Source organism: Mesorhizobium mediterraneum (genome assembly GCF_002284565.1).
Taxonomy (GTDB): Bacteria; Pseudomonadota; Alphaproteobacteria; order Rhizobiales; family Rhizobiaceae; genus Mesorhizobium; species Mesorhizobium mediterraneum.
In genome coordinates, this window is the sequence record NZ_NPKI01000001.1 from 20,427 (window position 1) to 45,951 (window position 25,525).

Annotated in this window: 22 protein-coding genes and 2 pseudogenes; 13 read left to right on the forward strand and 11 right to left on the reverse strand. The window is 62.0% G+C overall.

Translation table 11 applies throughout. The annotated features are described in order from the left end of the window. Positions 1-7 precede the first annotated feature (7 nt). The 9 genes from CIT25_RS00130 to CIT25_RS00170 all read left to right on the forward strand — a co-directional run bounded on the left by CIT25_RS00130 (position 8) and on the right by CIT25_RS00170 (position 9,072). On the forward strand, positions 8-2,476 hold the full coding sequence (locus CIT25_RS00130; RefSeq protein ID WP_095482562.1) for a conjugal transfer protein TrbE: 2,469 nt from the start codon (positions 8-10) through the stop codon (positions 2,474-2,476). Further along, positions 2,448-3,257 carry a P-type conjugative transfer protein TrbJ gene (gene trbJ, locus CIT25_RS00135; protein ID WP_095482563.1) on the forward strand — a complete coding sequence of 270 codons (810 nt, stop codon included), beginning with the start codon at positions 2,448-2,450 and terminating at the stop codon, positions 3,255-3,257. Before CIT25_RS00130 ends, trbJ begins: the two co-directional genes overlap by 29 nt. After that, entirely contained in the window at positions 3,254-3,466 is a 213-nt protein-coding gene (gene trbK, locus CIT25_RS00140) for an entry exclusion protein TrbK (RefSeq protein ID WP_095482564.1), read from the forward strand. The genes trbJ and trbK overlap by 4 nt, the downstream gene beginning before the upstream one ends. Further along, positions 3,460-4,659, forward strand: a complete 1,200-nt coding sequence (gene trbL, locus CIT25_RS00145) for a P-type conjugative transfer protein TrbL (RefSeq protein WP_095482565.1) — start codon at positions 3,460-3,462, stop codon at positions 4,657-4,659. The genes trbK and trbL overlap by 7 nt, the downstream gene beginning before the upstream one ends. A 14-nt stretch (positions 4,660-4,673) precedes the next feature. Continuing rightward, entirely contained in the window at positions 4,674-5,336 is a 663-nt protein-coding gene (locus CIT25_RS00150; RefSeq protein WP_095482566.1) for a conjugal transfer protein TrbF, read from the forward strand. Positions 5,337-5,352: 16 nt separating this feature from the next. Next, entirely contained in the window at positions 5,353-6,204 is an 852-nt protein-coding gene (trbG, locus tag CIT25_RS00155; RefSeq protein ID WP_095482567.1) for a P-type conjugative transfer protein TrbG, read from the forward strand. Further along, a complete protein-coding gene (gene trbH / locus CIT25_RS00160) occupies positions 6,204-6,659 on the forward strand; it encodes a conjugal transfer protein TrbH (RefSeq protein WP_095482568.1) in 456 nt (151 codons plus the stop codon). Before trbG ends, trbH begins: the two co-directional genes overlap by 1 nt. 8 nt (positions 6,660-6,667) lie before the next feature. Next, positions 6,668-7,978, forward strand: a complete 1,311-nt coding sequence (trbI, locus tag CIT25_RS00165) for an IncP-type conjugal transfer protein TrbI (RefSeq protein WP_095482569.1) — start codon at positions 6,668-6,670, stop codon at positions 7,976-7,978. A 707-nt stretch (positions 7,979-8,685) separates the two neighbouring features. Next, positions 8,686-9,072, forward strand: a complete 387-nt coding sequence (locus CIT25_RS00170) for a GNAT family N-acetyltransferase (RefSeq protein ID WP_158302485.1) — start codon at positions 8,686-8,688, stop codon at positions 9,070-9,072. A gap of 94 nt (positions 9,073-9,166) precedes the next feature. Here the strand turns inward: CIT25_RS00170 and CIT25_RS00175 are convergent, their stop codons facing one another. The 6 genes and pseudogenes from CIT25_RS00175 to CIT25_RS00205 form a co-directional block, all read right to left on the reverse strand. After that, complete coding sequence (locus tag CIT25_RS00175; protein ID WP_095482571.1) at positions 9,167-9,511, reverse strand: hypothetical protein; 345 nt, start codon at positions 9,509-9,511, stop codon at positions 9,167-9,169. Beyond that, positions 9,511-10,617, reverse strand: coding sequence for an IS5 family transposase (locus CIT25_RS00180; protein ID WP_095482572.1), 1,107 nt, complete (start codon positions 10,615-10,617; stop codon positions 9,511-9,513). The genes CIT25_RS00175 and CIT25_RS00180 overlap by 1 nt, the downstream gene beginning before the upstream one ends. Positions 10,618-10,677: 60 nt before the next feature. Continuing rightward, a pseudogene (locus tag CIT25_RS00185) lies at positions 10,678-10,887 on the reverse strand (cold-shock protein). A 267-nt stretch (positions 10,888-11,154) separates the two neighbouring features. Further along, positions 11,155-11,772, reverse strand: a pseudogene (locus CIT25_RS00190) (lyase family protein); the annotation flags it as partial. Between the two features lie 871 nt (positions 11,773-12,643). After that, the gene (locus tag CIT25_RS00200; RefSeq protein WP_095482575.1) at positions 12,644-13,651 is read right to left on the reverse strand and encodes an alpha/beta fold hydrolase; all 1,008 of its coding nucleotides are present in this window, start codon (positions 13,649-13,651) and stop codon (positions 12,644-12,646) included. Further along, the gene (locus CIT25_RS00205; RefSeq protein WP_095482576.1) at positions 13,641-15,254 is read right to left on the reverse strand and encodes an RcgA family putative transporter; all 1,614 of its coding nucleotides are present in this window, start codon (positions 15,252-15,254) and stop codon (positions 13,641-13,643) included. Before CIT25_RS00205 ends, CIT25_RS00200 begins: the two co-directional genes overlap by 11 nt. A gap of 363 nt (positions 15,255-15,617) precedes the next feature. On the opposite strand from CIT25_RS00205, the gene traR reads away from it, so the two are divergent. Then, positions 15,618-16,322 carry an autoinducer-binding transcriptional regulator TraR gene (traR, locus tag CIT25_RS00210; RefSeq protein WP_095482577.1) on the forward strand — a complete coding sequence of 235 codons (705 nt, stop codon included), beginning with the start codon at positions 15,618-15,620 and terminating at the stop codon, positions 16,320-16,322. Positions 16,323-16,325: 3 nt separating this feature from the next. Here the strand turns inward: traR and CIT25_RS00215 are convergent, their stop codons facing one another. The 5 genes from CIT25_RS00215 to traA all read right to left on the reverse strand — a co-directional run bounded on the left by CIT25_RS00215 (position 16,326) and on the right by traA (position 22,644). Then, entirely contained in the window at positions 16,326-16,634 is a 309-nt protein-coding gene (locus tag CIT25_RS00215; RefSeq protein WP_095482578.1) for a transcriptional repressor TraM, read from the reverse strand. Positions 16,635-17,011: 377 nt separating this feature from the next. Next, positions 17,012-17,641: a TraH family protein gene (locus CIT25_RS00220; RefSeq protein ID WP_095482579.1), complete on the reverse strand. Its 630-nt coding sequence runs from the start codon at positions 17,639-17,641 to the stop codon at positions 17,012-17,014. A gap of 17 nt (positions 17,642-17,658) precedes the next feature. Further along, positions 17,659-18,894 carry a conjugal transfer protein TraB gene (locus CIT25_RS00225; protein ID WP_095482580.1) on the reverse strand — a complete coding sequence of 412 codons (1,236 nt, stop codon included), beginning with the start codon at positions 18,892-18,894 and terminating at the stop codon, positions 17,659-17,661. Continuing rightward, positions 18,815-19,345, reverse strand: a complete 531-nt coding sequence (traF, locus tag CIT25_RS00230; RefSeq protein ID WP_095482581.1) for a conjugative transfer signal peptidase TraF — start codon at positions 19,343-19,345, stop codon at positions 18,815-18,817. The genes CIT25_RS00225 and traF overlap by 80 nt, the downstream gene beginning before the upstream one ends. Continuing rightward, entirely contained in the window at positions 19,342-22,644 is a 3,303-nt protein-coding gene (gene traA, locus CIT25_RS00235) for a Ti-type conjugative transfer relaxase TraA (protein WP_095482582.1), read from the reverse strand. The genes traF and traA overlap by 4 nt, the downstream gene beginning before the upstream one ends. 247 nt (positions 22,645-22,891) lie before the next feature. Here traA and traC point away from each other — a divergent pair, with 247 nt between their 5' ends. The 3 genes from traC to traG are packed head-to-tail and all read left to right on the forward strand — an operon-like array spanning position 22,892 to position 25,326. Further along, positions 22,892-23,188 carry a conjugal transfer protein TraC gene (traC, locus tag CIT25_RS00240; protein WP_095482583.1) on the forward strand — a complete coding sequence of 99 codons (297 nt, stop codon included), beginning with the start codon at positions 22,892-22,894 and terminating at the stop codon, positions 23,186-23,188. A gap of 4 nt (positions 23,189-23,192) precedes the next feature. Next, positions 23,193-23,408 (forward strand): type IV conjugative transfer system coupling protein TraD, encoded by a 216-nt coding sequence (gene traD, locus CIT25_RS00245; protein WP_164895829.1) that lies wholly within the window; start codon positions 23,193-23,195, stop codon positions 23,406-23,408. Then, positions 23,395-25,326, forward strand: a complete 1,932-nt coding sequence (gene traG / locus CIT25_RS00250) for a Ti-type conjugative transfer system protein TraG (protein WP_095482584.1) — start codon at positions 23,395-23,397, stop codon at positions 25,324-25,326. Before traD ends, traG begins: the two co-directional genes overlap by 14 nt. Positions 25,327-25,525 lie beyond the last annotated feature (199 nt).

Consider the following 25,525-nt stretch of genomic DNA (forward strand, 5'->3'; position numbering starts at 1 on the left):
GGCGCTCATGGTCGCACTCAAGACTTTCCGCCAATCTGGACCATCCTTCGCCGATCTCGTTCCCTACGCAGGTCTCGTCGACAACGGCGTGATCCTGCTGAAGGACGGTTCGCTGATGGCCGGCTGGTATTTTGCCGGCCCCGACAGTGAGAGTTCGACGGACGCCGAGCGCAACGAGGTCTCGCGGCAGATCAACACCATTCTCGCGCGCCTTGGATCGGGGTGGATGATCCAGGTCGAAGCCGTGCGGGTGCCGACTTCCGATTACCCCGACGAAGCTGAGTGCCATTTCCCCGACCCAGTCACGCGGGCCATCGACTTCGAGAGACGGCTCCACTTCCAGCGAGAAAGCGGACACTTCGAGAGCCGGCATGCGCTCATCCTGACGTGGCGGCCGCCGGAGCCGCGGCGATCTGGCCTCGCACGCTATGTCTATTCCGATCCGGCAAGCCGATCGGCATCCTATGCGGTGACAACGCTCGACACGTTCCGCGCCTCGATCCGCGAGATCGAGCAATATCTCGGCAATGTCGTCTCCATTCAGCGGATGGCGACGCGCGAGGCGGACGAGAGAGGCGGATTTCGGGTCGCCCGCTATGACGAGCTGCTCCAGTTCGTCCGCTTCTGCATCACAGGCGAAAACCATCCTCTTCGTCTGCCGGACATCCCGATGTATCTCGACTGGCTGGTCACGGCCGAGCTGCAGCACGGCCTGACCCCGCTTGTGGAGAACCGCTTCCTCGGGGTTGTCGCAATCGACGGCCTGCCGGCGGAGAGCTGGCCGGGCATCCTCAACGCGCTCGATCTGATGCCGCTGACCTATCGCTGGTCATCGCGCTTCGTCTTTCTTGACGAGCAGGAGGCACGGCAGAAGCTGGAGCGGACCCGCAAGAAATGGCAGCAGAAGGTGCGGCCGTTCTTCGACCAGCTCTTTCAGACCCAGAGCCGCTCGGTCGACCAGGACGCCATGATGATGGTGGCCGAGACGGAGGACGCCATCGCCGAGGCCTCCTCCCAGCTCGTCGCCTACGGCTACTACACGCCGGTGATCGTCCTGTTCGATGAAGCGCAGGCTCGGCTTCAGGAAAAGTGCGAGGCGATCCGCCGTCTCATCCAGGCCGAGGGGTTTGGGGCGCGCATTGAAACGCTGAATGCGACCGACGCCTTCCTTGGAAGCCTGCCCGGCGTCTCCTACGCCAATATCCGGGAGCCGTTGATCAACACGTGCAATCTTGCCGACCTCATCCCGTTGAACTCGGTCTGGTCGGGCAGCCCGGTGGCGCCTTGCCCTTTCTATCCGCCCGGCTCGCCACCGCTCGTGCAGGTCGCGAGCGGGAGCACACCGTTCCGCCTGAACCTGCATGTGGACGACGTCGGCCACACGCTGGTGTTCGGACCGACGGGGTCGGGCAAGTCGACGCTGCTGGCGCTGATCGCCGCACAGTTCCGGCGCTATGCCGGCGCCCAGGTCTTCGCCTTCGACAAGGGTCGCTCCATGCTGCCGCTGACGCTCGGACTCGGCGGCGATCACTACGAGATCGGCGGGGATGCTACCGGGGGAGGGGAGGGGGCTTCGCCGGCGCTCGCCTTCTGCCCGCTCGCAGAGCTCTCCAGCGACGGCGACCGCGCGTGGGCGGCCGAGTGGATCGAAACGCTTGTCGCGCTGCAGGGCGTCAGCGTCACGCCGGACTATCGCAACGCCATCTCCCGGCAGATCGGTTTGATGGCGCAGTCGCGCGGTCGCTCGCTCTCGGACTTCGTCTCCGGCGTGCAGATGCGCGAGATCAAGGATGCCTTGCACCACTACACGGTCGACGGCCCCATGGGGCAGCTTCTCGACGCCGAGGAGGACGGTCTGTCACTCAGGGCGTTCCAGTGCTTTGAGGTGGAAGAGCTCATGAACATGGGCGAACGCAACCTCGTACCCGTCCTGACCTATCTCTTTCGTCGCATCGAGAACCGCCTGACAGGAGCGCCCAGCCTCATCGTGCTCGACGAGGCCTGGCTGATGCTCGGGCATCCGACCTTCCGCGACAAGATCAGGGAATGGCTGAAGGTGCTGCGCAAGGCGAACTGCGCCGTCGTCCTCGCAACGCAGTCCATCTCCGACGCCGAACGCTCCGGCATCATCGACGTCTTGAAGGAAAGCTGCCCGACGAAGATCTGCCTTCCCAACGGCGCTGCGCGCGAGACGGGAACGCGCGAGTTCTACGAGCGGATCGGCTTCAACGAACGGCAGATCGAGATCGTCGCGACGGCTCTGCCGAAACGCGAATACTACGTCGCCTCGCCGGAAGGCCGCAGGCTGTTCGACATGGCGCTCGGTCCTGTCGCCCTCTCCTTTGTCGGAGCGTCCGGCAAGGAGGACCTCAAGCAGATCCGTGCCCTTCATTCCAAGCATGGGGCCGCGTGGCCCCTCGAATGGCTCCAACAGAGGGGGATTGCCGATGTCGCATCATTCTTTCCCAAAGCGTAGCACCCGTGCCGCAGTTGCCGCGGCGCTGATACTGGGCACTGCCGTAGCGCCGCCGGTCGCGCATGCCGGCGGCATGACGGGGCAAGCAACTGAATGGACCCAGCTTGCAAACAATGCCGAGCTTGTCAGCCTCGTCGGCAAGTCGGCCGAGCAGGTCAACAACCAGATCAAGCAGATCACCCAGCTCGCCGAGCAAATCCAGAACCAGCTCAATATCTACAACAACCTGCTGCAGAACACCGCGCAGCTGCCCAACCATATCTGGGGCCAGGCCGAGAACGACCTGAAGAGCCTGCAGAACGTCGTAGCGCAAGGGCAGGGCGTCGCCTTTTCGATGGGCAATATCGATGACGTTTTGAAACAGCGCTTCCAGAGCTTCGCCGACATGAAGAGCAACCTGCCGGATGGCACAAGTTTTTCGTCGACCTACCAGAGCTGGTCAGACACCAACCGCGACACGATCGCCGGAACGCTGAAGGCAGCGAACCTCACCGCGGAGCAGTTCTCGAGCGAGGAATCCACCATGTCCTCGCTGCGCTCAATGTCGGAATCGGCCGACGGCCAGATGAAGGCGCTGCAGGTCGGCCATCAGATCGCCACCCAGCAGGTCGCGCAGATGCAGAAGCTGCGCGGGCTCGTCTCGCAGCAGATGACCATGATGGGCACGTGGTTCCAGTCCGAACAGGCGAGACAGGACCTCGCCGAGGCCCGCCGCGAGCAGTTCTTCAACGCGCCCAACCGCGATATCCGCAGCGGTCAGACGATGGAGCCCCGCTGGTGAGCCCGCGCCTTCTCATCGCCCTCGCGGTGTTCGTCGCCTTCGGCGCCGGCATGATGTTGTGGGTAGTCGTGCAACCGAACGCCACGACTGAAACGCCGGCGGCGGCGTCGAGCTCTGGTGCTGCGCGTCAAGAGCACCGGGAGCGCTTTTTCGGCGGCGATCCGGATCGCGATGTGCGCAGCGGGCAGGAAATGAAGCCGCGATGGTGATTGTCCGCCCCTCCCGCGCGTTTGAGGCGCTGTTCATCGTCATCGCCATCGTGCTGCTCGCGAGCGCGCCGGCGCTTGCACAGCAAGGTTCGGTCCTAACAACACTGGAGAACCAGGTCGTCACCGCCGCAAAGGGCTGGGAGACGACGGTCATGGACGCGGCACGCTCGCTGTTCTGGATTCTCGCCAGCATCGAAGTTGGGATCGCCGCGGTCTGGCTGGCGATTAACGCGGCCAGCCTCGACGCTTGGTTCGCCGAGCTGGTGCGCCGGGTCATGTTCATCGGCCTCTTCGCCTTCATCCTCGATCAGGGACCGGCCTTCGCCAAGGCCGTGGTCGACAGCCTGTTCCAGATCGGCGCCGGCGGCGGCTCGGCTTCGCCGGCGAACATTTTTGATGCCGGCATTCGCGTTGCATCCAAGATGTCCGAGCAGGCGCAGTTCGGCCTGTTCGAGGACAACGCGCTCGCCATCGCCGCGGTCTTCGCAATGGTCGTTGTCGTCGTCTCCTTCTCTCTGGTGGCTGCGATCTTCGTGGCCGTCATGGTGGAGATGTATGTCGGGCTTCTGGCCGGGATGATCATGCTTGGACTGGGAGGCTCCTCCTACACCAAGGACTTCGCCGTCCGTTATCTGGTCTATGCCTTTTCCGTCGGCATGAAGTTGATGGCGCTGGTGATGATCGCCAAGATCGGCTCAGACATCCTGCTCGGCCTGGCCGAAGCGCCGACGGCGACCTCCGACCAGTTCATCACGACGCTCGCCATCGCAGGCATTTCGGTCGTCGTGTTCGTCATCGCCATGTACGTTCCCCCGATCGTGCAGGGGGTGGTCCAGGGCGCGTCGATCGCCGGCGGCATGGAAGCGATCCGGCACGGCGCGCAGGCCGCGACCTTCGCCGCCGGCGGTGCCTTCCTCGGCGCGAGCGCCGCGTCACGGGGCGCGCAGACGGCGAGCGACGCACGAGCTGGCGGGTCGTCGATGGCGGGTGCTGCACTGCGTGGCATGGCCTCTGGCATTGGCAACGCCGGATGGGCAGCCGGCTCGGCGGCCAAGGAAAAGGCGATCGCCTCGCCCGGCGCCTATGCGGGCTCTCTCCTGGGGCTTGCCAACGCCAAGCTCGACCAGAGCCGGCAATCGGGCGAGCGGACACCCTCTCGGCCTGTGCCGCCCCCGATCGATGACAGTAAGTAAGGAGACCGTTCGGCATGGCCGCAGGCAATCCGCCCGAAAACCCTTATCTTGCCGCCCGACAGGAGTGGAACGAACGCTATGGCTCCTACGTCAAGGCCGCAGCCGCCTGGCGCCTGGTCGGGATCGCCGGCATGACCATGGCGGTGATCGGCTTTTCCTATGCGCTCTTCCAGAGCACGCAGGTCAAGCTGGTGCCGTACATCGTCGAGGTCGACAAGCTCGGGACGGCCTCGAGCGCCGGCTTCCCGGAACAGATCGAGTATGCCGATTCCCGCGTCGTCAGGGCCACGCTCGGCAGCTTCGTCTCGAACTTCCGGAGCGTGACGCCGGATGCGGTCGTGCAGAAGCAGTATATCGATCGCACCTATTCGCATCTGAGAACCTCCGATCCGGCCACCGAGAAGGTCAACGCCTGGTTCCGCTCCTCCTCGCCGTTCGAGAAGGCGAAGACCGCGACGGTCGCCATAGAGGTGAACAACATCGTCGCGCTGTCCAACCAGAGCTACCAGATTGACTGGACCGAGTTCGAACGCGACCGCAAGGGCAAGGAGACCGCCGTTCGGCGGTTCCGCGGCGTCGCCACCGTCACGCTTACGCCTCCACAGGACGAGGCCATCATCCGCTTCAACCCGATCGGTCTCTATCTCCGCGACTTCGACTGGACTGCGCAGCTTTGAAAGGCATGGCCCGCATATGAACTTCAGAACCAAAATAGCCCGGGCCACGCTGAACGCCATCGTGATCGTATCCATCGCGATGGGGTCGCCCTTCCTCCTCTCTTCGGAAGCCCTCGCAGATGGGGTGACTGCCAATGAGGCGAAGGGCATCGGGATTTCCGGCCAGTGGCGTGGATCGCGCGGCCTTGTCACGAAAGGCGCGGACGGAAAGGTCGTCTTTCTCTACGGCGAGATCCAGCCCTCGGTCGTGTGCTCGCCGCTGCAGGTGTGCGATATCGAGCTTGAGGCCGGTGAGGCTGTGCGCGATGTTCTCGTCGGCGACACGGTCCGCTGGAAGATCGAACCCGCGACCTCCGGGGCCGACGGCGGCCAGGCCGTCCACCTGATCGTCAAGCCCTCCGAGCCTGGCATCGTCACCTCGATGGTGGTGACGACCTCTCGACGCACCTATCACATCCAGCTCAAGTCGCATCAGGCGCAGTACATGGCCCGTGTCGGCTTCGAATATCCCGAGGACGTGTCCGCGAAGCTCGCCGACATAAACGCCCGCATGGAAGCGAGCACGATTCCGGGCGCCGGGGTTCCGGCCGAGCAGTTGCAGTTCGGCTATTCGATTTCGGGTCGCGCCGGATGGCGGCCCAGCCGCGTCTATAGCGATGGCATCAAGACTTACATCCAATTTCCACGCTCGATCTCCGGCCAGGACGCGCCGGTCCTCTTCGTCATCTCCGGCGGCCAGAACCGTATCGTCAACTATCGCATGAAGAACGATATGATGATCGTCGACTATCATGTCGATAAGGCTGTACTCGTCTCCGGCGTCGGCTGGAAACAGGAGAAGGTCACGATCCGGCGGGGAAGGCGGTGATGTCTGTCTTCCGCTCGTTTCGCTCGCTCGCCGCCGCGGTCACACTCGCGGTTTTCCTTTCCGGTTGCCAGAGCCTTGGCTCGGGCGACCTCGTCGCCAGCAAGGCGCCAGCCGACATCTCCGGCCCGGCCGCAACTTCGATCGCCGGCGATATGGTGAGCCGCCTTGCCGAGCACGTCGGGCCAGGCACTGGGACCATCGCGTTGAAGCAGGATGGTTCGCCCTTCGGGCGAGCTCTGGAGGCGGCCCTCAAGGGGTGGGGATACGCGGTCGTCACCGACCAGACAACCGACAGCGGCACGACGATCGTCCCGCTTGCCTATGTTGTCGAGCTGTTCGAGGGCCAGGTCCTCGCGCGGCTGTCGACGAGCAGTGTCGAGCTCGGCCGTGCCTATGAGGTAACTACCACGGGCGCATCGCCGGCGAGCCCGCTCTCCGCGATGCGTCGCGGGTAGGGGGAGCCATGGTGCAATCTCTTAAGCTCGGCGGTGCGCCCAACAAGGACTCCGAGGCCGGCATCCGGCGCATCAATCGACTGCCGATCATCATCGTGATCGTGCTCGTCATCGCCTTCCTCGGCGTGATCTTCTACGGTCTCACATCGCGCGGCCTGCTTGTCCGCCAGAACACCGGCCCGGGCGATGGCTCCGGCAATCCGGCCTCGACCTTCGCCGACCAGCTTAAGCGAGGTGTAGGCGACGCCATCATCGGAGAACCACAGCAATCAACGACGCTGCAGCCGACACCTGTGGAGACGCAAGTTGAGAAAGAGCCCGCCGTCAACCCGTTCACGCCACAGCAAGATGCACGGCCGGCACAGGAGTTGGAGCCCGAACAGGTCTGGCGAGCCCGGCTGCAACGAGAGCAGGAAGAACAGTATCTCCGGGAGCGCCATCGCCAGAGGATGGCCCGGCTTCAGGCTAATGACGCGGCCTATGACTCGCCGATCACGGTCGACCGCGGCAAGTTCGACAGTCGGGGAGGGGATACGACCGCTGCGGCCGCCACGACAACGAACGGAATCTCCACCGCGACGACGACTAGTGCTGCGTCCGACCTATATGCGGCAGCTCTGCGCGCTGGTCTCGGCGGGCAGAATGTCGATCCAAATGCCCAGAAGGCCAAGGAGGATTTCTTCAACGCGGACCTCAAGGAGCTTGGCTACCTGCCGAACCGTGTTGTGCCGCAGCAGTCACCATATGAGCTCAAGCGTGGCTCGGTTATTCCCGCGACATTGATCACCGGCATCAATTCCGACCTTCCCGGTCGCATCACCGCCCAGGTGAGCCAGAACGTCTATGATTCAGCAACTGGACATCGCCTTTTGATCCCACAGGGAACGAAGTTGTTCGGACGCTACGACAGCAAGGTGTCGTTCGGCCAGAGCCGCGTGCTCGTCGTCTGGACGGACATCATCTTCCCGAACGGCTCCACGCTCCAGATCGGCGGCATGGCGGGCTCTGATGCTCAAGGTTATAGCGGCTACCGCGACAAGATCGACCGCAAGTGGCTTCAGACCTTCGGTTCGGCCATCCTCGTTGCGGTGATCGGCACCGGCATGGATATGGCAATCCCGCACAGCTCCACACTCGCGACGCAAGACACGGCCTCGGATGCCGCAAGACGAAACTTCGCCGAGACATTCGGGCGTGTCGCCGATCGAACCATCCAGAGGAACATGGACGTGCAGCCGACGCTCGAGATCCGCCCTGGGTACAAGTTCAATGTGCTCGTCGACCAGGACATTGTTTTCCCGGGCATCTACAAAGGTTGACGACGGGATGTGATGGCGGAGCGGCCTCGGTCGAGACTTGCCTGCCAATTCGACCCCTGACCCGACCTGAGTGCCATAGGGTTTGGAGAGGCTGGAGACTTCGAGCAGCGAAGTCCACCTTTCCATAACGATGGCCAGTCATGAGCCCCCGCAACCACCAAGCCGAAGCATATCGGCCGGATCGACCAGCGCTTGGCCAAGCGTTGCGACGTTGAAGCCGGCCGCCTTTGCATGGGTGGCGATGGCAAAGATGGGGGGCGATAAAGCCGACCGCCGTGCCGATGAAGACGCTGTTTGCGGTGGCGCCGGTGTCAATCGGCGTGGGGTTTCCGCGCCGATCGGCACGATAAGGCATTGAAATCTCAGTGGCGGGTGGGGTCACGCTGTGGCGCCGGTTCACAATGGCGAAAGTGGGTCAGGTAATCTATCTGACACATCACCAGCATCTATGCGATATCGCCAGGCGGGTTTGTCCAAATGCTCGCATACACGAGTTGGCCGCGCCCCTCATCCCGGAACGCCGAGCTGCGTGAGATGTCAAAGTCCGAAGTGGCGTGAATCGGCGTCCCTACGTGACCCGCCCCTCACCAATTCAATGCCTAATAGCGCCGATCAGCGCCGAAGCGCCACGCCGATTTACAATGCGGAATTGTCACTGCCCGAAATATTCGGGCACAAGACGTTTACATTCTTGTCAGGAATATAGCATGAAATATCGGCTTCGGGCCGTTTCCGCAACGATGCAGGCTCGAAGAGATTTGCTGGGCCATTGGCGTCCGTCCGACACGATCGAATCCCTTGTTCTTGATGGGCACGACATCATCGAACTGGATGGCAAGGGGGTGGGATGTATTGCCGTCACATGGCAGCCTGACCACCTCTTCCTCGAAAAACAGCGTTCCAGAAATCGCGGCATGGGCGCGCAGGTATTACAGCAGCAAGGGAGAAGAGGGGCTCAGCGTGGCCATCCCACCAGGCTCAGCGTCTTGACAACGAACCCCGCCTCAAAGTTCTATGAACGAGAGGGGTTCGTGGTCGAAACGGAGACTGCAGAACGACGTCGGATGGTGAAGTTTCTGCCCCTCGCTGAATGAAGATCGCCAAGGGCAAATGGCCGCTCACCACCCCGTCTGCGCCGTTTACAATATGTGTCCGGCCTTTTGAGCAACCTAGCAGGCTGTTGAAGAATCAGGCTCTTTCGCAAACGAAGCCTGAATCGTCGGCGTTGTGGATGTAGAAGTGGCCGACGAGGCGGCCTGCAGTGCCAAAGACAACCCAGCCGCGGCCACAGGCTGGGTCATTCTCATCATGCCCCTCCCATGAGAACTCCGCGCAGGCTGAGCCATCGCGGGTGCCATATCGGACATCGAGGAAGCCGTTGAGTGCGCCGAAGGCGATCTCGCCATCCGCCGAGCCTTTGAATGTCAGATGCGCTTCCTCGACGAGATCGAGGAAGTCATTATCCCAAACATCCATCTCGACGATGCGCCAGCGGCCGGCAAAGGCCTTGGCGAAGCCGGGAACCTTAGCCATCAGCCGGTCTCCGCCATGAGCTTGGGCAGTCGCACCAGATTGTAGGCGGCGGCTGCGAAGGTGAAGGCCCATCCGACACGGTCGCGGCCGCGGAACCTGGTCTTGTGCTGGCCGGCCACGACCTTGATCCAACCGAATGCCTCTTCGATGCGTTTCCTGGATGCGCTGGCTGACGGCATAGCCGCCAGCCGCGTCGTGCGCCCGTCGATCGCCGAACTGCGGCCGCTCGTGTTCTGCGCTACATGCGGCGTCACCCTCATCGAGCGCAGCTCATTGACGACGTCTTCCGCGTCGTAGGCCTTGTCGGCGCCGAGCGTGATCGCCTGTGGCCGCTCCGCTCGAGGTTCGATCATGTGCAGTGCGGCCACCCGCTCAGCATGTCCGTCGGCCAGTGTCAGGCAGGCGTCGACCAGCAGGCCGTGGCGGTTCTCCATCAAGCCATGTCCCATAAAGCACAACTTGGCCTCCTTGCCTTTGCCCTTGCGATAGAGCCGGGCATCCGGATCGGTGGTCGAGGCATGTGTGTCGTTCGAGCGCTTGTGGCCATGGAAGTTCGCTTTCGCGTTTCGCCCGCCGCCTTCAGCCGGCGGCTCGCCCGAGCCGTCCTTCGGCTTGACGCTCTTCATCGACGCCCAGGCCTCAATCAGCGTCCCGTCGACCGAGAAGTGATCCATCGACAGGAGCCTCTTGACCTTGGGCTGCGCCAGCACCGCGCTCAGGAACTTTGCGGCGATGTCGCCCTCCAGCAGCCGGTCGCGGTTCTTGGAGAACACCGAATGGTCCCAGGCCGCGTCGTCGACGCCGATACCGACGAACCAGCGGAACAGAAGGTCGTATTCCAGCCGCTCCATCAAAAGCCGCTCCGATCGGATCGAGTAGAACGCCTGCAGCAGCATCGCTCGCAGCAACTTTTCCGGCGGGATCGAAGGCCGCCCCATCGGCGAATACAGCGCCGCCAAGTCTTGCTCCAACGTCGCCAGCGCCTCGTTCACAATCCCCCGAATGCGGCGCAACGGATGATCGCGCCGCACCCGCGCCTCGAGATCAACATAACTGAACAACTCGCCAGACCGTCCGTCCCCCCGCGCATGCCTTGTTCTCCGAATCTCTCCGGAGAAACTGAATCACGCTCACAGCATCGCCGCGAGCCCTTTTTCAACAGCCTGCTAGATCGCCTTGAGATTGCCAGCAGAGGATTTTTCCAGTGCGCCGGTCCTGCTCGACCTCATAGCTGACCTTTTGGCCATCGGCGAGGGCCCTCAACCCGGATCATTCAACGGCAGATATATGAACGAAGACGTCCGCACCGCCGGAGTCGGGTTGGATGAACCCAAGCCTTTTGTCGCATTAAACCACTTCACCGTACCTGTAGCCACGCGCCTATTCCTTATCTTGGCAAGGCGAGCAGTCTTCACCCGCGCGAAGGCAATCTAGCCATCGCCCTGACTACGTCGATATGATGGTTGTCTTCCTCTTGCCTCTGCCTTCCAAAACTCGGCCGTAAGCTGAGGGCAGAATTTATCAGTGAGCTTTTCTGTTTCGCCATCCTCTCTTTTGGGAACGTGAAATTGATGGCCGAGCAATCCGCCGGAAACGACTTTGCTTGGCATTGCTGCGCTCCATCACGCCAAGGCGCGAGACTGTCAACTCGCTAGCCTTTCTTTTACGACTTTAGCGGCCGCCTCATAGCCCATGGTCGTCACAAGTTCCGTTGCGAACGCGGTACTGCCGGTCAGGTTGGCTTCGCATCTAGCCGCGTTAGCCTGCACGCCCTCGACGCAGGTCTTCGTAAATGTCAGAACCGCTTTGCGCATAAGATCCATGGCGTTGTGGATGCTAAAGAGGATGATCGGCTCCATGGCATTAAGCTGAAGCTGTCCCGCTTCCGCAGCCATGCCAACCGTCGTGTCCATGCCGTATACGTAAAAGCAGACCTGGTTCAACGCTTCGGCCGCAACCGGATTCACTTTCCCAGGCATCAGAGAAGAGCCGGGCTGAAGGGCCGGAAGCAGAATTTCGCCGATACCCCCGCGCGGGCCGCTCGATAGTAGCCGAAAGTCATTGGCGATTTTCGACAGCTTTGCTGCTATCCTCTTCAGGAGGCCCATGTGAAGCATGAAGGCCCCCATGTCCCAGCTTGCCTCAAACAAATCCTTGGACCCGACCAGCTGGAGCCCGGTGCTGTGGGACAGGTACTCGAGCGCCCGCGCCCTGTAGAAGGGCGTCGCGGTTACTCCCGTCCCGATCGCGGTTCCGCCGAGATTGACTTCGAGAAAACTCTGCGGAAGCCGTCCTCATCCGACAACAGCAACGCTTTCAACTCGCCTCTGCTCAGTCTAACGTCTCGATTGGTCATGGCACTCCCCTTCCACGGGAATCGGTGGTCGTAACGTCACCAGCGTGCCATGGCCGCCCCTCGCCTCAGAGTAAGGGCTGTTCTCTCTCCAGAGCTTTTTGCAGAACCTTCAGGACACTATCCCCTTACCGGCGGGGGTCGAGGTCGTCGAACCGACCCACCCCCTTTATCGGCGATGCTTTCGGACTGTCTCTGTCATACGCGAGTCGTGCACCGCACCCATGGTACGCGTGGAATGGCGATTCGGTGCTTCGGCCTTCGGCCTGCAGCACCGGCCCTTCGGGTTGGTGATCCCCCTTCCGCTTTTCTGCTTGTCCCCCGCTCTCCCGGTCCTCGCCGGACTGGCAGGGCAGGGCCAGGCCTGCACTAGGGGGCTTCGTAAGCCCTGCATTGTCGAGAATGAGCCTGAGTGCCGTGACCCGCGATCGCGTCATGTGTGTGGGCGAACAGCGATGCGAACGAAGGCATACGCTGATCGCGACGGCTCACGAAGGCGTATCGCTGATGGATCACGAGATAGAAGGTCGCGAGCAGTCCTAGAGCGATCGCGAAGATGAACTAGTGCGGGATGCCGCGATATCGATCTGAGCCCAGGGTGGCGCTATGATTGACAGTGGCGCTCGACACTTCGAACATGTCCTGTTCGAGCCTGGTCATGTAGTCCAGGGCGGCCTGATCGTGTCGTGACGCCTACCAGAGAATTTGCTGGTGAACTGACCGGCCAACGCCAAACTCATGCTCGCCGGGCCGACTTGTCAGCAGACGACAGAAACCGCTCAACGGCCGCGCGTTAGTAACCGCTTCAAGCTCAAACCGGCCAACAAAATGTAAGGCGGCATGGCGAGCGAATAGTGACCACAGTTTAATTCCAAAATATTTGGCCTAGCCCCGGCGTCCTTCAGCATCTGCATGAACCTCTCCGATAGCTCTGGCAACACCACTTTGTCTCTCTTGGCCAACACAACCTGAAGATCGAGACCAGGCCGTGCCAAACTATGCGCGTAATTCTCCAAGTCAAGTGGACCCCAGGCCCTTCTGAGATCGGTCAGCTCAATCTCAGGCTCAAGGCTATCGCGTATCGATCGTGTCGCGCGACCCGTCCAAACCATATCCGCTAGACTCCCCGCCGTCAGAAACAACGAGGCTTTTGACACAGACAAGTCGTGTGCCGCGACTACGGCCGCAACCCAGGAACCTAAGCTCATTCCGAGAACCGAAATCTCACGATAGCCTTCGCTTTTCAGCCAACGTATGAGTTTTCGCCCATCCAACACTGCCTGCCTAACAGATTGGATCGTTCGACCGAGATTAGGGCTAAGCATATAGTCGGCGTGCACGGAGCCGGGACGGCTGCGTTCGAAGTGATAAGGCATAGCAATCTCGACAACCGTGATGCCACTCTGCGAGAAAAAGTTGGCAATCTGACGATTCCGGGCGCTTGCATTCCAATGGTGAAAAATCACCATCGCCTGATTGAACGACCCGCTTTCTGTGATTTTCGCCGGGACGACATTGTTCTGTTCGATATCAGTAAAAATGTCCGATGGAAATTTGAGCCACCCATCTAGTCTTTCAAAACCCTGATCACTCACACTCGGCTCATCGAAAAAGGCTGGATCAGCCACGGCTTGGTCCGCAAGGGCACAGAACCCCTCGATACTTGTTATCTTCTTCGCACCTGGAAAGGCGCGTTCCGCGTCAAGGACGAAATCCGTTGTTTTTTTCCCTTCCTCACCGCGTCGCGCCCGCCGCTCATCCCAACGATCAAGCCAGCTATGATACACTCTGATTGTTTCCTAACTCACTTGCTCGCCATCGACCAAACCCTGGATCAACCAGGCTGTATATCGCGAGCAGCACTCCAATGCCTAGAAGGATCGAAAAGCCAGCAAATGCATCGATCAGCAAGTAGCCAGCCACGAGTAACGCTACGATCGCTGACATCCTCCACAAAGGCATGCAAAACCGACGTTCGACCCCTAAACGGATGGAGCCGTACAGAAATACAACACAGGTCGAAATAGCGATAAGAAGGCTGCTGTAATGGGTCGGCCTACGATAGCTGATCCCGGCGCTCACATCATTGCGCCCATAGAAGGCGGAAGACATATCGCCGACCAACCAAGCCACAATATTCTCTCCACCCGATGTCAGGTAAGCACTCTGGACCTTCATGACTATGGCAATCAGAACCCCCAAAACAGTACACCGAAAAATCCCACGCATAACCCTGAGGCTGGGTTCATTGAGCTCGTGTTGATAATCCACCTCCGGCCGATTACTCGCTTCTTCTCCAATTCTCCAAAGATCATGGATCACCGTATAGAGCAAAATGAGCCCTACGAAGAACAGATAAAAGCACAGGCACATGTATAGGTAAGCGAGCCCCGTGAATACGACCGCTTCCGGCACCGATATGACCTCAGGGCGCACAATCGCTAACGAGCCCCAATCCGTCGCATAGTTGCCAGCGCCTTGCATCAACGGGATCAAACACACGCCGATCCACTGAAAAAGACCGGCGAACAGCACACAAATCAAAAAAACCGCCCAATATGAATACGAAGAAGCTTCTACGCTGCGCGCCCAGGCATCGTCGCTTTTCATCTTGTCGCCCTGCGCTACAAGCTTTGGGCGGCCTTCATCTTTCCAAAAGGTCACTAGCTCGGTCACGAAGGCAAAAAACAGTGGCAAAAATACCATGAAGACGAATGTCCAATTCGCTGTCCAAAGAAACCCAACCTGCTTGACGACGCCATCCGCCCGGCCATATGTCACGCTGTGAATCCCCGTAATATACGACAAAAACCCAAGAGCGGTGACACCCGCAAACACCGACGCCGGTAAATTCAGGGGAGATCCGTGACTAAAAAACGCCTCCGATTTCCTCGCCAAACTAAAACGCCGCCTCGGCCCCTTGGCGTCAGTATCCCGTTTTAGCTCTGCCGGAGACGCTGAGTCGTCATCGAAGGTCGCAGCCAGTGCTGTATCTGGAATCTCCTGTGCAACGCTGCTTCCGGCTCTCTTCCCTTCTCGTCTCTTGGCCGATAACCGCGATTGCGCCCCACTAAGCTCCATCTGCCATTCGCTTGTTGCCACCGGATCATCGCACCCAAAAACCCTCGCCAGCCAACGAATATTGGCAGTGCTAATTCCCTTCTCGTTCTCTTGAAACCAAAGCTGCACCGTTCGCAGATCGACCCCAGTCCGGTTGGAATCGATCTGTGAAATCGCCTCTGCGAGAAGCTCGGGCGTCCATGGGCCTGCAGGAAACCCGTCCTTGCCCAATGGCCTACCAGCACCCGCCGCGGCCAACCGCTTGAATATTTCTTTGAAATCACTTTCGTCTCCCGGCGGAGGGAGAAATATTTTTCCATTCTTAATCAATGGCTTACAGGCGCTGCTTTCGTTTCGTTTCGCTAGCCTTCGTATCCTATCGTGCTCTCGTCCTTGATCAACGTTTTTATCAACTCGATTTTGGCCGGCACGGGAGAGGATCGAATACCGGCGACCCGCTGGAGAGGCTGAACACGGTTGTTGCGTCGGTCATGCGAACTGAGCATGGCAAATGTCCCCTACGCCGGAACGACCCTACGTCGGAACGAAGTGATCCGGTGTGAAGGCTGGTCCGCTTTGCCGAACCGATCGTAGCGGGCGCACCTCATGAGGAGTTGAAGGCCCGTTCTCGCCGCCTTGACTGGCCATCGGGGGATCACACGAAATCGCCGATGCGTTCAGGGAGGAAAACGAATGCAGCACTGGCTGGATAAGCTGACTGACCTTACCGCTGTCGAAGGCGATCAACGCAACCTTAAGGATGCTCTGGCTGGCCTGGCTGAACAGATCGGATTTGGCGGGTATGCCTATCTCAACATCCAGCCCGGCCATACGCTCGCGATTTCGAACTATCATCCAGAGTGGCAGTCAGTGTACTTCGGACGAAATTATTCTGCGCTCGATCCGGTCGTAGGACGCGCGAAAACCATGAAGCGGACCTTCACGTGGAGCGGCGATCAGGAGAGGCCGCGGCTTTCAAAAGCCCAACGCGCGTTTTACGCGCACGCGGCTGATTTCGGCATCCGCTCCGGCATAACCATCCCCGTCAGAACGGCGAACGGTTCGATGTCGATGTTCACCCTGGCCTCGGAGAAGCTGACAATCGAACTCGACCGGGAGATCGACGCCGTTGCCGCGGCAACGGCGGTCGCCCAGCTCCATGCCCGCATCACCTTCCTGCAGGCAACGCCCAGCGTCGAAAGGGCTGCCTATCTTGACCCCAAGGAGGCCACCTATCTTCGCTGGATCGCCGTCGGCAAAACGATGGAGGAAGTGGCGGAACTGGAGGGAGTAAAGTACAACAGCGTACGCGTCAAACTTGCCGAGACCAAGAAGCGCTTCGACGTCCATACAACGACGCACCTGACTGCCCTCGCCATCCGCAGAAAGTTGATCTGAAGCTCAGTTCACCGATGCCTTCGGGATATAGCCGAGAATGCTGATCAGCGTGTTCACAACGCTCATCTGCGCGTGCATCTCCATACTGGCCTCGATGTAACAGAGATGCCGAGCGCCGCCGATCACATTTCGTGACTTATACTCCTCAGGTAATGCCTGGAAAAGTTGATCGGCCTTGTCCACCAGACGCCGGTGGGTTCGGATGGCGTCGATCGTGAGGGTCTCCAGGTCGGTCGGGGGAAGTCCGCTCGTGAGCCCCACTATCGGCCGAAGCTCGAATTTTTCCTTCAACGTCGCGTCGTCCGATTCCATTCCAGTCCCCTTAGGTTTGGCTGCGGTACGCCCCCGCTGACGACGAACCCTTTGAACCCTAGCCGGGGTTCGGATCCGAGATGACTCGGCCCTGAGACCTTTTGACCCCGTGCTCCTTCCGCCCAGGTGCGCGTCACCTGCGGCCGCCAGAATGCGACGGCAGGTACGATATTCACTGCCACGACAACAGGAGGGAAATGATGACAACTACCTACTATATCGGACTGGATGGCCCCAAAGACACAATTTCCGGGAGCTGAACGCGGGCTGGGTGGAGGCGCGTTTCTCGGGCAGATTGCCAACACGCCGGAGGCCGTCACAAAGCTGACAGCCAACTGAGCAAGGACAATCTATTGATCGTTTATTTGCGATGGCTCCTATTTTTCACGAGCGCCGATACCCGACAGGTCAATCCGAATGCCTGCTTTATTCGGGTCGGTGGTCGCGGCTTCACGCGCAGGATCGGTTCCGCCAGCCGCCGTTTTGTCGCCACGCTGCTCGGCGGATTCACCTTCACTCGGCGGCGTCGGCTGGGCCAGCGTCACCTCTGCGGGGTCCGGCGCCCGAAACACCGCCGTGCCCTCGAAGTAGCCCGTCTGCCAGGCAATGACGGCGTCGTCGAAAACCTGTGGGAGAACCTCTTTGTCGGTGGGGTTGCCGTACCATTTGGTGACGATCCGATAGACCTTGGCGAACAGCGCCGTGCCCATTCGGATGTTAGCGCAGGCATCGACGAGGTCGGGCTTGAGCTCCCCTGCGTCCACGACGCCGAGGCCGGCCGGATATTGCGTGATCCCGACCCGCACGACGTTGCGGCCGACATGCTGTCGGATCAAAGCCAAGGCCTCGTCCGGCGTGGCTGGCTTCGGAACCAGCACGACACGGTTGCCTGAGCGGACCGTGACGGCCAGCGGGTCCTGCGACCCTGCCCGCTCGATGAACGTCTCGACGATCGCTGGCTTCAGAGCCCGATCGGCGCATTGCTGAATGAAGGCGGCGTCGACCATCCCGGTTTCTCCTGTGCTCATGTGTTGAAGGCCTGCACCAATGGACGGTTGAAGAGCTTCGCCCAGGCGACCGCACTGCCCCGCTGGATGGCGACGATCGAGGTGCCGGCGGTCCACCAGCCGTTGCCGGTCGCCACGATGATGTCCGGGGCGTGCAGCATCGACTGGAGCGCCGGCCAGAGAATGAGCTGCTCGTAGCAGATCAGCGGCGCGATCCTCCTGCCCGCGAGTTCGACGACCGGATTGGCAAGCAAGTGGGCTCGCGCGCCTTCGCCCTGTCCCGTCCAGGCCCGCCATGGTTGCCACATGGAGACCGGGACCGGCATGCGTTCGCGATAGAGGATGCCCGCCACGTCGGCGGAGATCGCCACCATGACGTTGTCGTAGCCGGCCGCGTCGATCGCGGCCGCGCCGGCGATCACGGTGATGTCCGATCCGCGCAGTCCATCCTGCCAGAGACGCGCGACGGTTGGCGTCCAGAAGCCCAGCGCGCTCTCGGGAAGGACGATGACGCGGCTTCCCTCGGCTGGCCGTGCGCGCACCGTTGCGATCAGGCCACGGTGATGCTCGAGCGAACCGTCACGCCCGAGGCTCTGGCCCAGTTTGAGATCGACGCCCTTCCATCCGTCCGGTAGGGAAGGTTCTGTCCACGTTGCGGCGGACCAGAGCCAAAAACCTCCCACGGCAATGACAGCTGCCGGCCAGTATCGCGATGTCATCATAGCGATACTGGCCGCAGTTGCGGCAAGGCCCCACCATCCCCATCCCGAAAAGAGCACGCCCGCCGCCGTCATAGGGTGCGCCCAGCCGGTGATGCCGAAGGGCGGCAGCCCCATCAGCACCGCCGCCGCCAGATACCGCACCGCCCTTCCCTTCCCCGGATGCTTTGTCCAGAGCGCCGCATGCACGGTGACGAAGCAGGCCGAAGCCATCACCCACAGCAGGAGGCCAGGCCAGAGATCGGCGGCATAGAAGGTCGCGACACCCTGCGGCAGGCCGCGTGAGGCGGCGAGGAAATAGCCTCCCGAAACGGCAGCCGCGACCACGCGCGACGGCGACTTCGCCCAGAGCAGCGGGAAGATCATCGCGACCGGGAGGGTCAGCACAGTTCCGCTCCAGCCGACTTTGCCCACCACAATCGACAAGACGATCAGGACCGGCCCACGCCAGCGGTTACGGATCGAAGGAGACGACCGGCCGGGCGAGGCCGAGAAGGCCGCTATCCGGTACCGGTCCAAAATATCGGGAGTCATAGGAGCTCGCAAAGGATGAGTGGAGATAGAGATGGCCCGGCGGCACGGTGCCTCCGGGATAGGGATCGACCGCCCGGCCCTCCCCGTCCGTCTTGCGGACCCGGGACGAGCCAAGCACCTCGCCGTCGATCTCGACATCCTTGTCGATGTCGACGCGCTGGCCGGGGAGTGCTGCGACACTCTTGATGAGCGGGGCAAAGCCGCCGGCGCAGACGCCGCGCCGGAGATAACCGCGCTGCCGTGCTTTCTCGAACTGCGCCTCGGCCGGAGGGCAGATGAACACGAGATCCCCGACAATGGCGGGTCGATGAAGCGTCTCGATGCGCCAGATACCGAGCGGCTCGCTCGGCGTGAGATTCAGTCGAAAGCCGCCGATAAAACCGATCACTGCAAGAGCACCGACGACGCTGCCGGTCGCGGCAAGGAACACCGTGACACCGCGCCCCGTCATTGCTTCATCACCGGGGTCTGGCGCTGCGAGAGCGCCAAGTCGTCGGCCTGCTTCAGCGTTGCGGCAGTGCGCTCGCGTGCCGCGAGCTGCTGCGCGGTTCGCATCACCGGCCATGCCTCCTTCAGCCGTTCCTTTTCCTGGGGCTGGAGCCCTTCGGCGAGCTTGTCGAAGAGCTGACCTGCCGGATTGCGCGCGGCGTTGGTCAGCAGCGTGCGTTCGCCGAACCGTTCCGCCACCGCCTTGTTGAATCCGTCCACCTCGAGTTTGGCCTCGCGATTGCTGAGCACGTATCCCAGGGCTGCGGGAAGATCGTTGCGGTCGATCGCGTCGCGCACCCGTTCCAGCACGCTCCGCGCGGCAGGCGACAGCGCCGGAATGTCGATCGACACACGCTGCCGCAGCGTCTTCTCCTCGCCCTCGATCCGCTGCAGGGCGCTCTCACGCATCTGAAGATAGCGCTCGATGTCGTGCTTCAGCGCCGGCACGTTGACGTCGGCGACGCGGCGGGCTTCGCGGTCGGCTTTGCTGGCGAGAAGACCGGTCTTGCCGTTGAGCGAGCCGATCGATACCGGATTTATAGTGAGTTTCTGAAGCGTCTGCGATGCCGCTTGTCTGTCGGCAAGGACCGCGTCGAAGTTCATCGTCCGGAAGGCGGTCTCGGGATCGGCGAAGACGTAACGGAATCGCGTCGAGACCTCCTCCCACTGTTTCTTGAGGGCGGGATCGTCCGCGAGCTTCTGCTCGACGGCGTCGCTTAAGGGTATCGGGAACAGCTTCACGCCGGCAACCATCGGGCGGGACTCCTTTTTCGTTCGCATTGTCGGAGTTTGCAGCAGGCCGAGGCGCTCGCCGGCCGCACGAAGGCGGATCGCCAGATCGGCGAGCCTCGATCCCTGGCGCAGCGTCCAGTCAAGCCGGTCACGCAGCATCGTTCGGGCGACCTGGACAATGTGGAGGCCGCGGTTCTCGGCGAAGCGAAGCGCCTGGCGGTAGAGCGTGCCGCGATCGTAATCGAGAGTGGTTTCCTTAGCGTTCCGACGCGACAGGATTTTCGACAGACCGCCATTGAAGGCGAAGGAGCGGCGGCCATAATAGAGGTGCAGATCCTCGCGGTGACGGGACATCGCGACATAGGTCAAATGGCGATCGAGCGACAGGGAGGCGAGCACCTTCACCCGATCGACGGTGGCACCCTGGGACTTGTGAATGGTGGTGGCATAGCCATGGTCAAGGTTGTTGTAGAAACGCTGCTCGACCGTCACCTGGCGGCGCTGATCGCCCTCCCCGACCATGACCACGATACGGTTCGGCGCGGCTTCGACGACGCGGCCGATCATGCCGTTCTTCACGCCGAGCGAGCCCTCGTTTTTCAGGAAGACGATCTGGTCGCCGGCTCCGAAATGGCGGATGCCGTCGGCGGTCCTGAAACCGTGGCCCGCACTGAGGATGCTGCGCTCAACCAGCTTCTTGCGCGCGAGCTCGTTGAGCATGCGCACGTCGCGGCGCAGATGCGCGAGAATCAGCGTGGACTTCGCCGGATCGTAGTCGCGGTTCCAATCGGCGACCAGGTTCTCGACAGCCTCAGCCTTCAGCTCCGAACCGAGCACCCTGCCCTGCGAGCGATAAGCGGCAAGCGCCTGGTCGACACGGCCGCGCGCCAGATCGAGGGAGGCCTTACGCATCCAGTCCTCGCGCTGGCGATAGATCGTTTCGAGCTCAGCATAGCCGATGCGGTCGACGATGGCGCGGAAAGCCGCGCCCGCCTCGATCGGCTGCAGTTGCTCCGGATCGCCGACCAGAACGAGCTTGGCGCCTGCCCTGACGACGGCCTCGACGAAGCCGGCCATCTGCTTCGAGGCGACCATGCCGGCCTCGTCCATGACGAACACCGTCTTGGCATCGAGCGTGTCCCGGCCCTTTTCCCAGCGTAGCTCCCACGACGCCAGAGTGCGGCTGGCGATCCCTGCTTCCTTCTCCAGACCCTCTGCCGCCTTGCCGGCAAGCGCAGCACCCACCACCCGGTACCCGGCAATTTCCCATGCCTCGCGGGCGGCCTTCATCATGGTGGTCTTGCCGGCGCCGGCGCGGCCGACGACAGCCGCGATGCGGGCGGAACCGGCGACATGGTCGATGGCGGTTCGCTGCTCGTCCGACAGGCGGGCATGCCGGGCAAAGGTCGCTTCCAGTAGCCTCTGCGGAACGCCGTGGGTCTCATGACCGGAAAGCCAGATCGCCCGCCGCGCCATCCCGGCTTCGAGCCGGATCAGATCCCGCAAAGTGTAGCGTGCGGGCATCCTTTCTCCGGTTGCAAAGGCCACCGTGTCGCGCTGCAGGCGCAACACCTCCGGGCGCTGGATGATGCGCGCAAGGAGCTGCTGAAACACTGCCGGATCGTCGACATAGCGATGCAGCACCTTCGCGATATCGCGTTCATCGAAGACGCTCTTCTCGCGGGTAACGAGATCGAGCACGATCTCCGGACGGGCCTGAATGCGGCGCAGGTTCTCAGCCTTCCGCGCCTCCTGCAGGTCAAGCCTCTCCAGCGACGGCTTCCATCCTTCCGCTGTTGCCTTGCGCTGGATCGCCTTGGCGCCAACGCCGACATGGATCGTCGGCACGAGCTCGATGCCCTGCTTTTCGTAGGCGCGGCCATCAACCTGTAGCGCGACCCCGTTGAGCGCGAGATGATGGTTCTGCCGTTCGAACCAGCCATCGCGAAAGGCGTTAAACTCTTGCGTGCCGCCGGCCCATAGCTCGTAAACGATCTTGCCACTGTTGATTCGCAGCGGCTGCCCATCGTCGCCGGTGACCGCGACCTTCTTGGCGCCAAAACCGTCCTCGGTGAGCGGCCGCAGCGTCGTCATCAGATGGATGTGCGGATTGCCCGGATTGTCGTGGTAGACCCAGTCGGCAACCATACCCTTCGACAGGATGTGCTTTTCCACGAAGTCTCGGACGAGCGCGATATTCTGTTCGACTGAGAGCTCCAGCGGCAGGGCGATGGTGAGGTCCTTGGCAAGCTGCGCGTCGACACGCTTCTCGAAGGCCTCGACCTTGTTCCAGAAGGCCTCCGCGGCTCCGGCGGTGGACCGGTCCGCGATCAGCTTGCGCGCCCATTGCGGCGCATCGGCCGGTAGCAAGAACTCCTCATGCACCAGGCCGTGCTTGCGCGAATAGTCGATCGTCCGGGCCTCGCGTTCGTAGTCCATCTTCGCGCAGTGCCGGTAGGCCGCTGACAGCACCGCGCTGCGGCCGTCGCCGCGGCTGACGATGCTGACGGAGAAGTGGGCGATGGCCACGGCGACGAAAACTCCCGAATGCGAACCTCGTTCGTCGGGAGCGGCGGGCCGTGTCAGGCCTCAACGCAACACGTCGCGCCAGCGACGTATAATTGCGCCCTTGGATGCCGCTCCTTCGGAACGGCCGGATGATCCTCCAAAGTGTCGGCCTTGCCGACGTGCAAATCTGCACGTTCCTCCGGACGTGCTTTTGAGAAAGTCTTGCGGCGAAACAAACGCCACAAGACTTTTGGGAGACGCGACCGGAATGAAGAAGCCGTCATCAAAGATACGTGAAGAAATCGCCCGCCTGCAGGACCAGCTCAAGCAGGCCGAGACGCGCGAGGCCGAGCGCATCGGCCGGATCGCGTTGAAAGCCGGACTCGGCGAGATCGAGATCGAGGAGGCCACGCTTCAGGCGGCGTTCGAGGAAATCGCCGGGCGCTTTCGCGGAGGCAAGGGAGCTGCGACCGGAAAGAGAAACACCGGTGAGGGCAGGAGTGCAGGCGCTCCGCCCGCGACGGTCGCAACTGGCGCGGCTGCGGGCAGCGCTAGCGAGGCTTGAGCGAATGCGCCGGAGCCAAGCGGCCGACGCACGAAAAAAGGATACGCGCGAGAAGATCGAGCTGGGCGGCCTGATTGCGAAAGCTGGTCTCCGTTACGAGAAGCGGGCGCTGCTGCTCGGCCTGCTGATCGACGCGGCGGCACGCATCAACGGCGACGATGCGGAGCGCTCGCGCCTGACCGCAATCGGCGCGGAGGCCTTCGGCCGTGACGGCGAATAGGATCGCCCTCGCCCTGATCCCGGCGATGATGATGGTCGGGGTGACCATCCTCATGCCGGGCATCGAGCACTGGCTCGCAGCCTTCGGCAAGACCGCTCAGGCAAAGCTGATGCTCGGACGCATCGGTCTCACTTTGCCCTATGTGACGGCGGCCGCGATCGGCGTGATCTTCCTGTTCGCGGCCAGCGGCGCGGCGAACATCAAGGCGGCGGGATGGGGCGTGGTTGCGGGCAGCGTGGCGACGATCCTGATCGCATTGATGCGTGAGGCGGTCCGCCTTGCAGGTATTGCCGGCAATGTCCCAGCGGGCCGGTCCGTCTTCGCATATGCGGACCCGGCGACGACGATCGGCGCCTTCGCCGCATTTGTCGCCGGCGTGTTCGCGCTGCGCGTTGCCGTGAAGGGCAATGCCGCCTTCGCGAGGCCTGCTCCGCGTCGCATCCATGGCAAGCGCGCGGTCCATGGGGAGGCAAACTGGATGGGCATGACCGAGGCCGCCAGGATGTTTGCGGATGCGGGCGGCATCGTGATCGGCGAGCGCTATCGTGTCGACCGCGACAGCGTGGCCGGCATGTCGTTCCGGGCCGACGCACGGGAGACATGGGGTGTGGGCGGCAAAGCTCCGCTACTTTGCTTCGACGGGTCGTTCGGCTCATCGCATGGCATCGTCTTCGCCGGCTCCGGCGGTTTCAAGACGACGTCGGTGACAATTCCGACCGCGCTCAAATGGGGCGGCGGTCTTATCGTGCTCGATCCGTCGAGCGAGGTCGCGCCGATGGTCGTCGATCACCGGCGCAGGGCCGGTCGGAAGGTGATCGTGCTCGATCCTTCCAGCCCCGCGACCGGCTTCAACGCTCTCGACTGGATCGGCCGATTCGGGGCAACGCGGGAAGAAGACATCGTCGCGGTCGCGACATGGATCATGACCGACAATGCCCGCGCCGCCTCGGCGCGCGACGACTTTTTCCGCGCCTCGGCCATGCAGCTCCTGACTGCTCTGATCGCCGACGTCTGCCTGTCAGGGCATACGGAAAAGAAGGACCAGACGCTGCGCCGTGTCCGCGCCAATCTCTCCGAGCCTGAGCCGAAGCTGCGCGAGCGGCTGACGCGGATTTACGAGCAATCGGAATCCGCCTTCGTGCGCGAGAACGTCGCGGTCTTCGTCAACATGACGCCGGAGACCTTCAGCGGCGTCTATGCGAATGCGGTGAAGGAGACGCACTGGCTCTCCTATCCGAACTATGCCGCCCTCGTCTCGGGCGACGGCTTCTCAACCGACGAGCTCGCGGGCGGCCGTACGGATATCTTCATCGCGCTCGATCTGAAGGTGCTGGAAGCCCATCCGGGGCTGGCGCGGGTGGTAATCGGTTCGTTCCTCAATGCGATCTATAACCGCAATGGCGAGGTCGCCGGCAAAACCCTGTTCCTGCTCGACGAGGTCGCGCGACTTAGCTATCTGCGCATCCTCGAAACCGCGCGCGACGCGGGGCGTAAATACGGCATCAGCCTGACGCTGATCTTTCAGTCGATCGGCCAGATGCGAGAGGCCTATGGCGGCCGCGACGCCAGCTCGAAATGGTTCGAGTCCGCATCCTGGATCTCGTTCGCGGCGATCAACGATCCGGAGACGGCGGAGTATCTTTCGAAGCGTTGCGGCGACACGACGGTCGAGGTCGACCAGACAAACCGCTCCTCCGGAATGAAGGGATCGTCGCGATCGCGATCCAAGCAACTCAACCGCCGGCCGCTGATCCTGCCGCATGAGGTCATGCGCATGCGGGCCGACGAGCAGATCGTGTTCACCGCGGGCAACCCGCCGCTGCGCTGCGGGCGCGCGATCTGGTTTCGCCGCGACGACATGAAGGCCTGCGTCGGAACCAACCGGTTCCATCGGAGCGAAGGCGGTGACAGTGGCTGATTTGCCCAACGCCGATCAGGCTTCCCTCGTCCCGAACGTCACGCCTGCTGCGAGAGGATCGTCACGCGAACGCGCCGAAACCGTTTTAGCGGGTTCGGTGAGCGCCGCCTTTTTTTCGGCGCGAGTAGAGCCGTCCGCCGTAGGCGGCTCGCCCAAATCCGATTCAGCCCAGGTGGCCATTTCTGGCCCCTGAGATGCG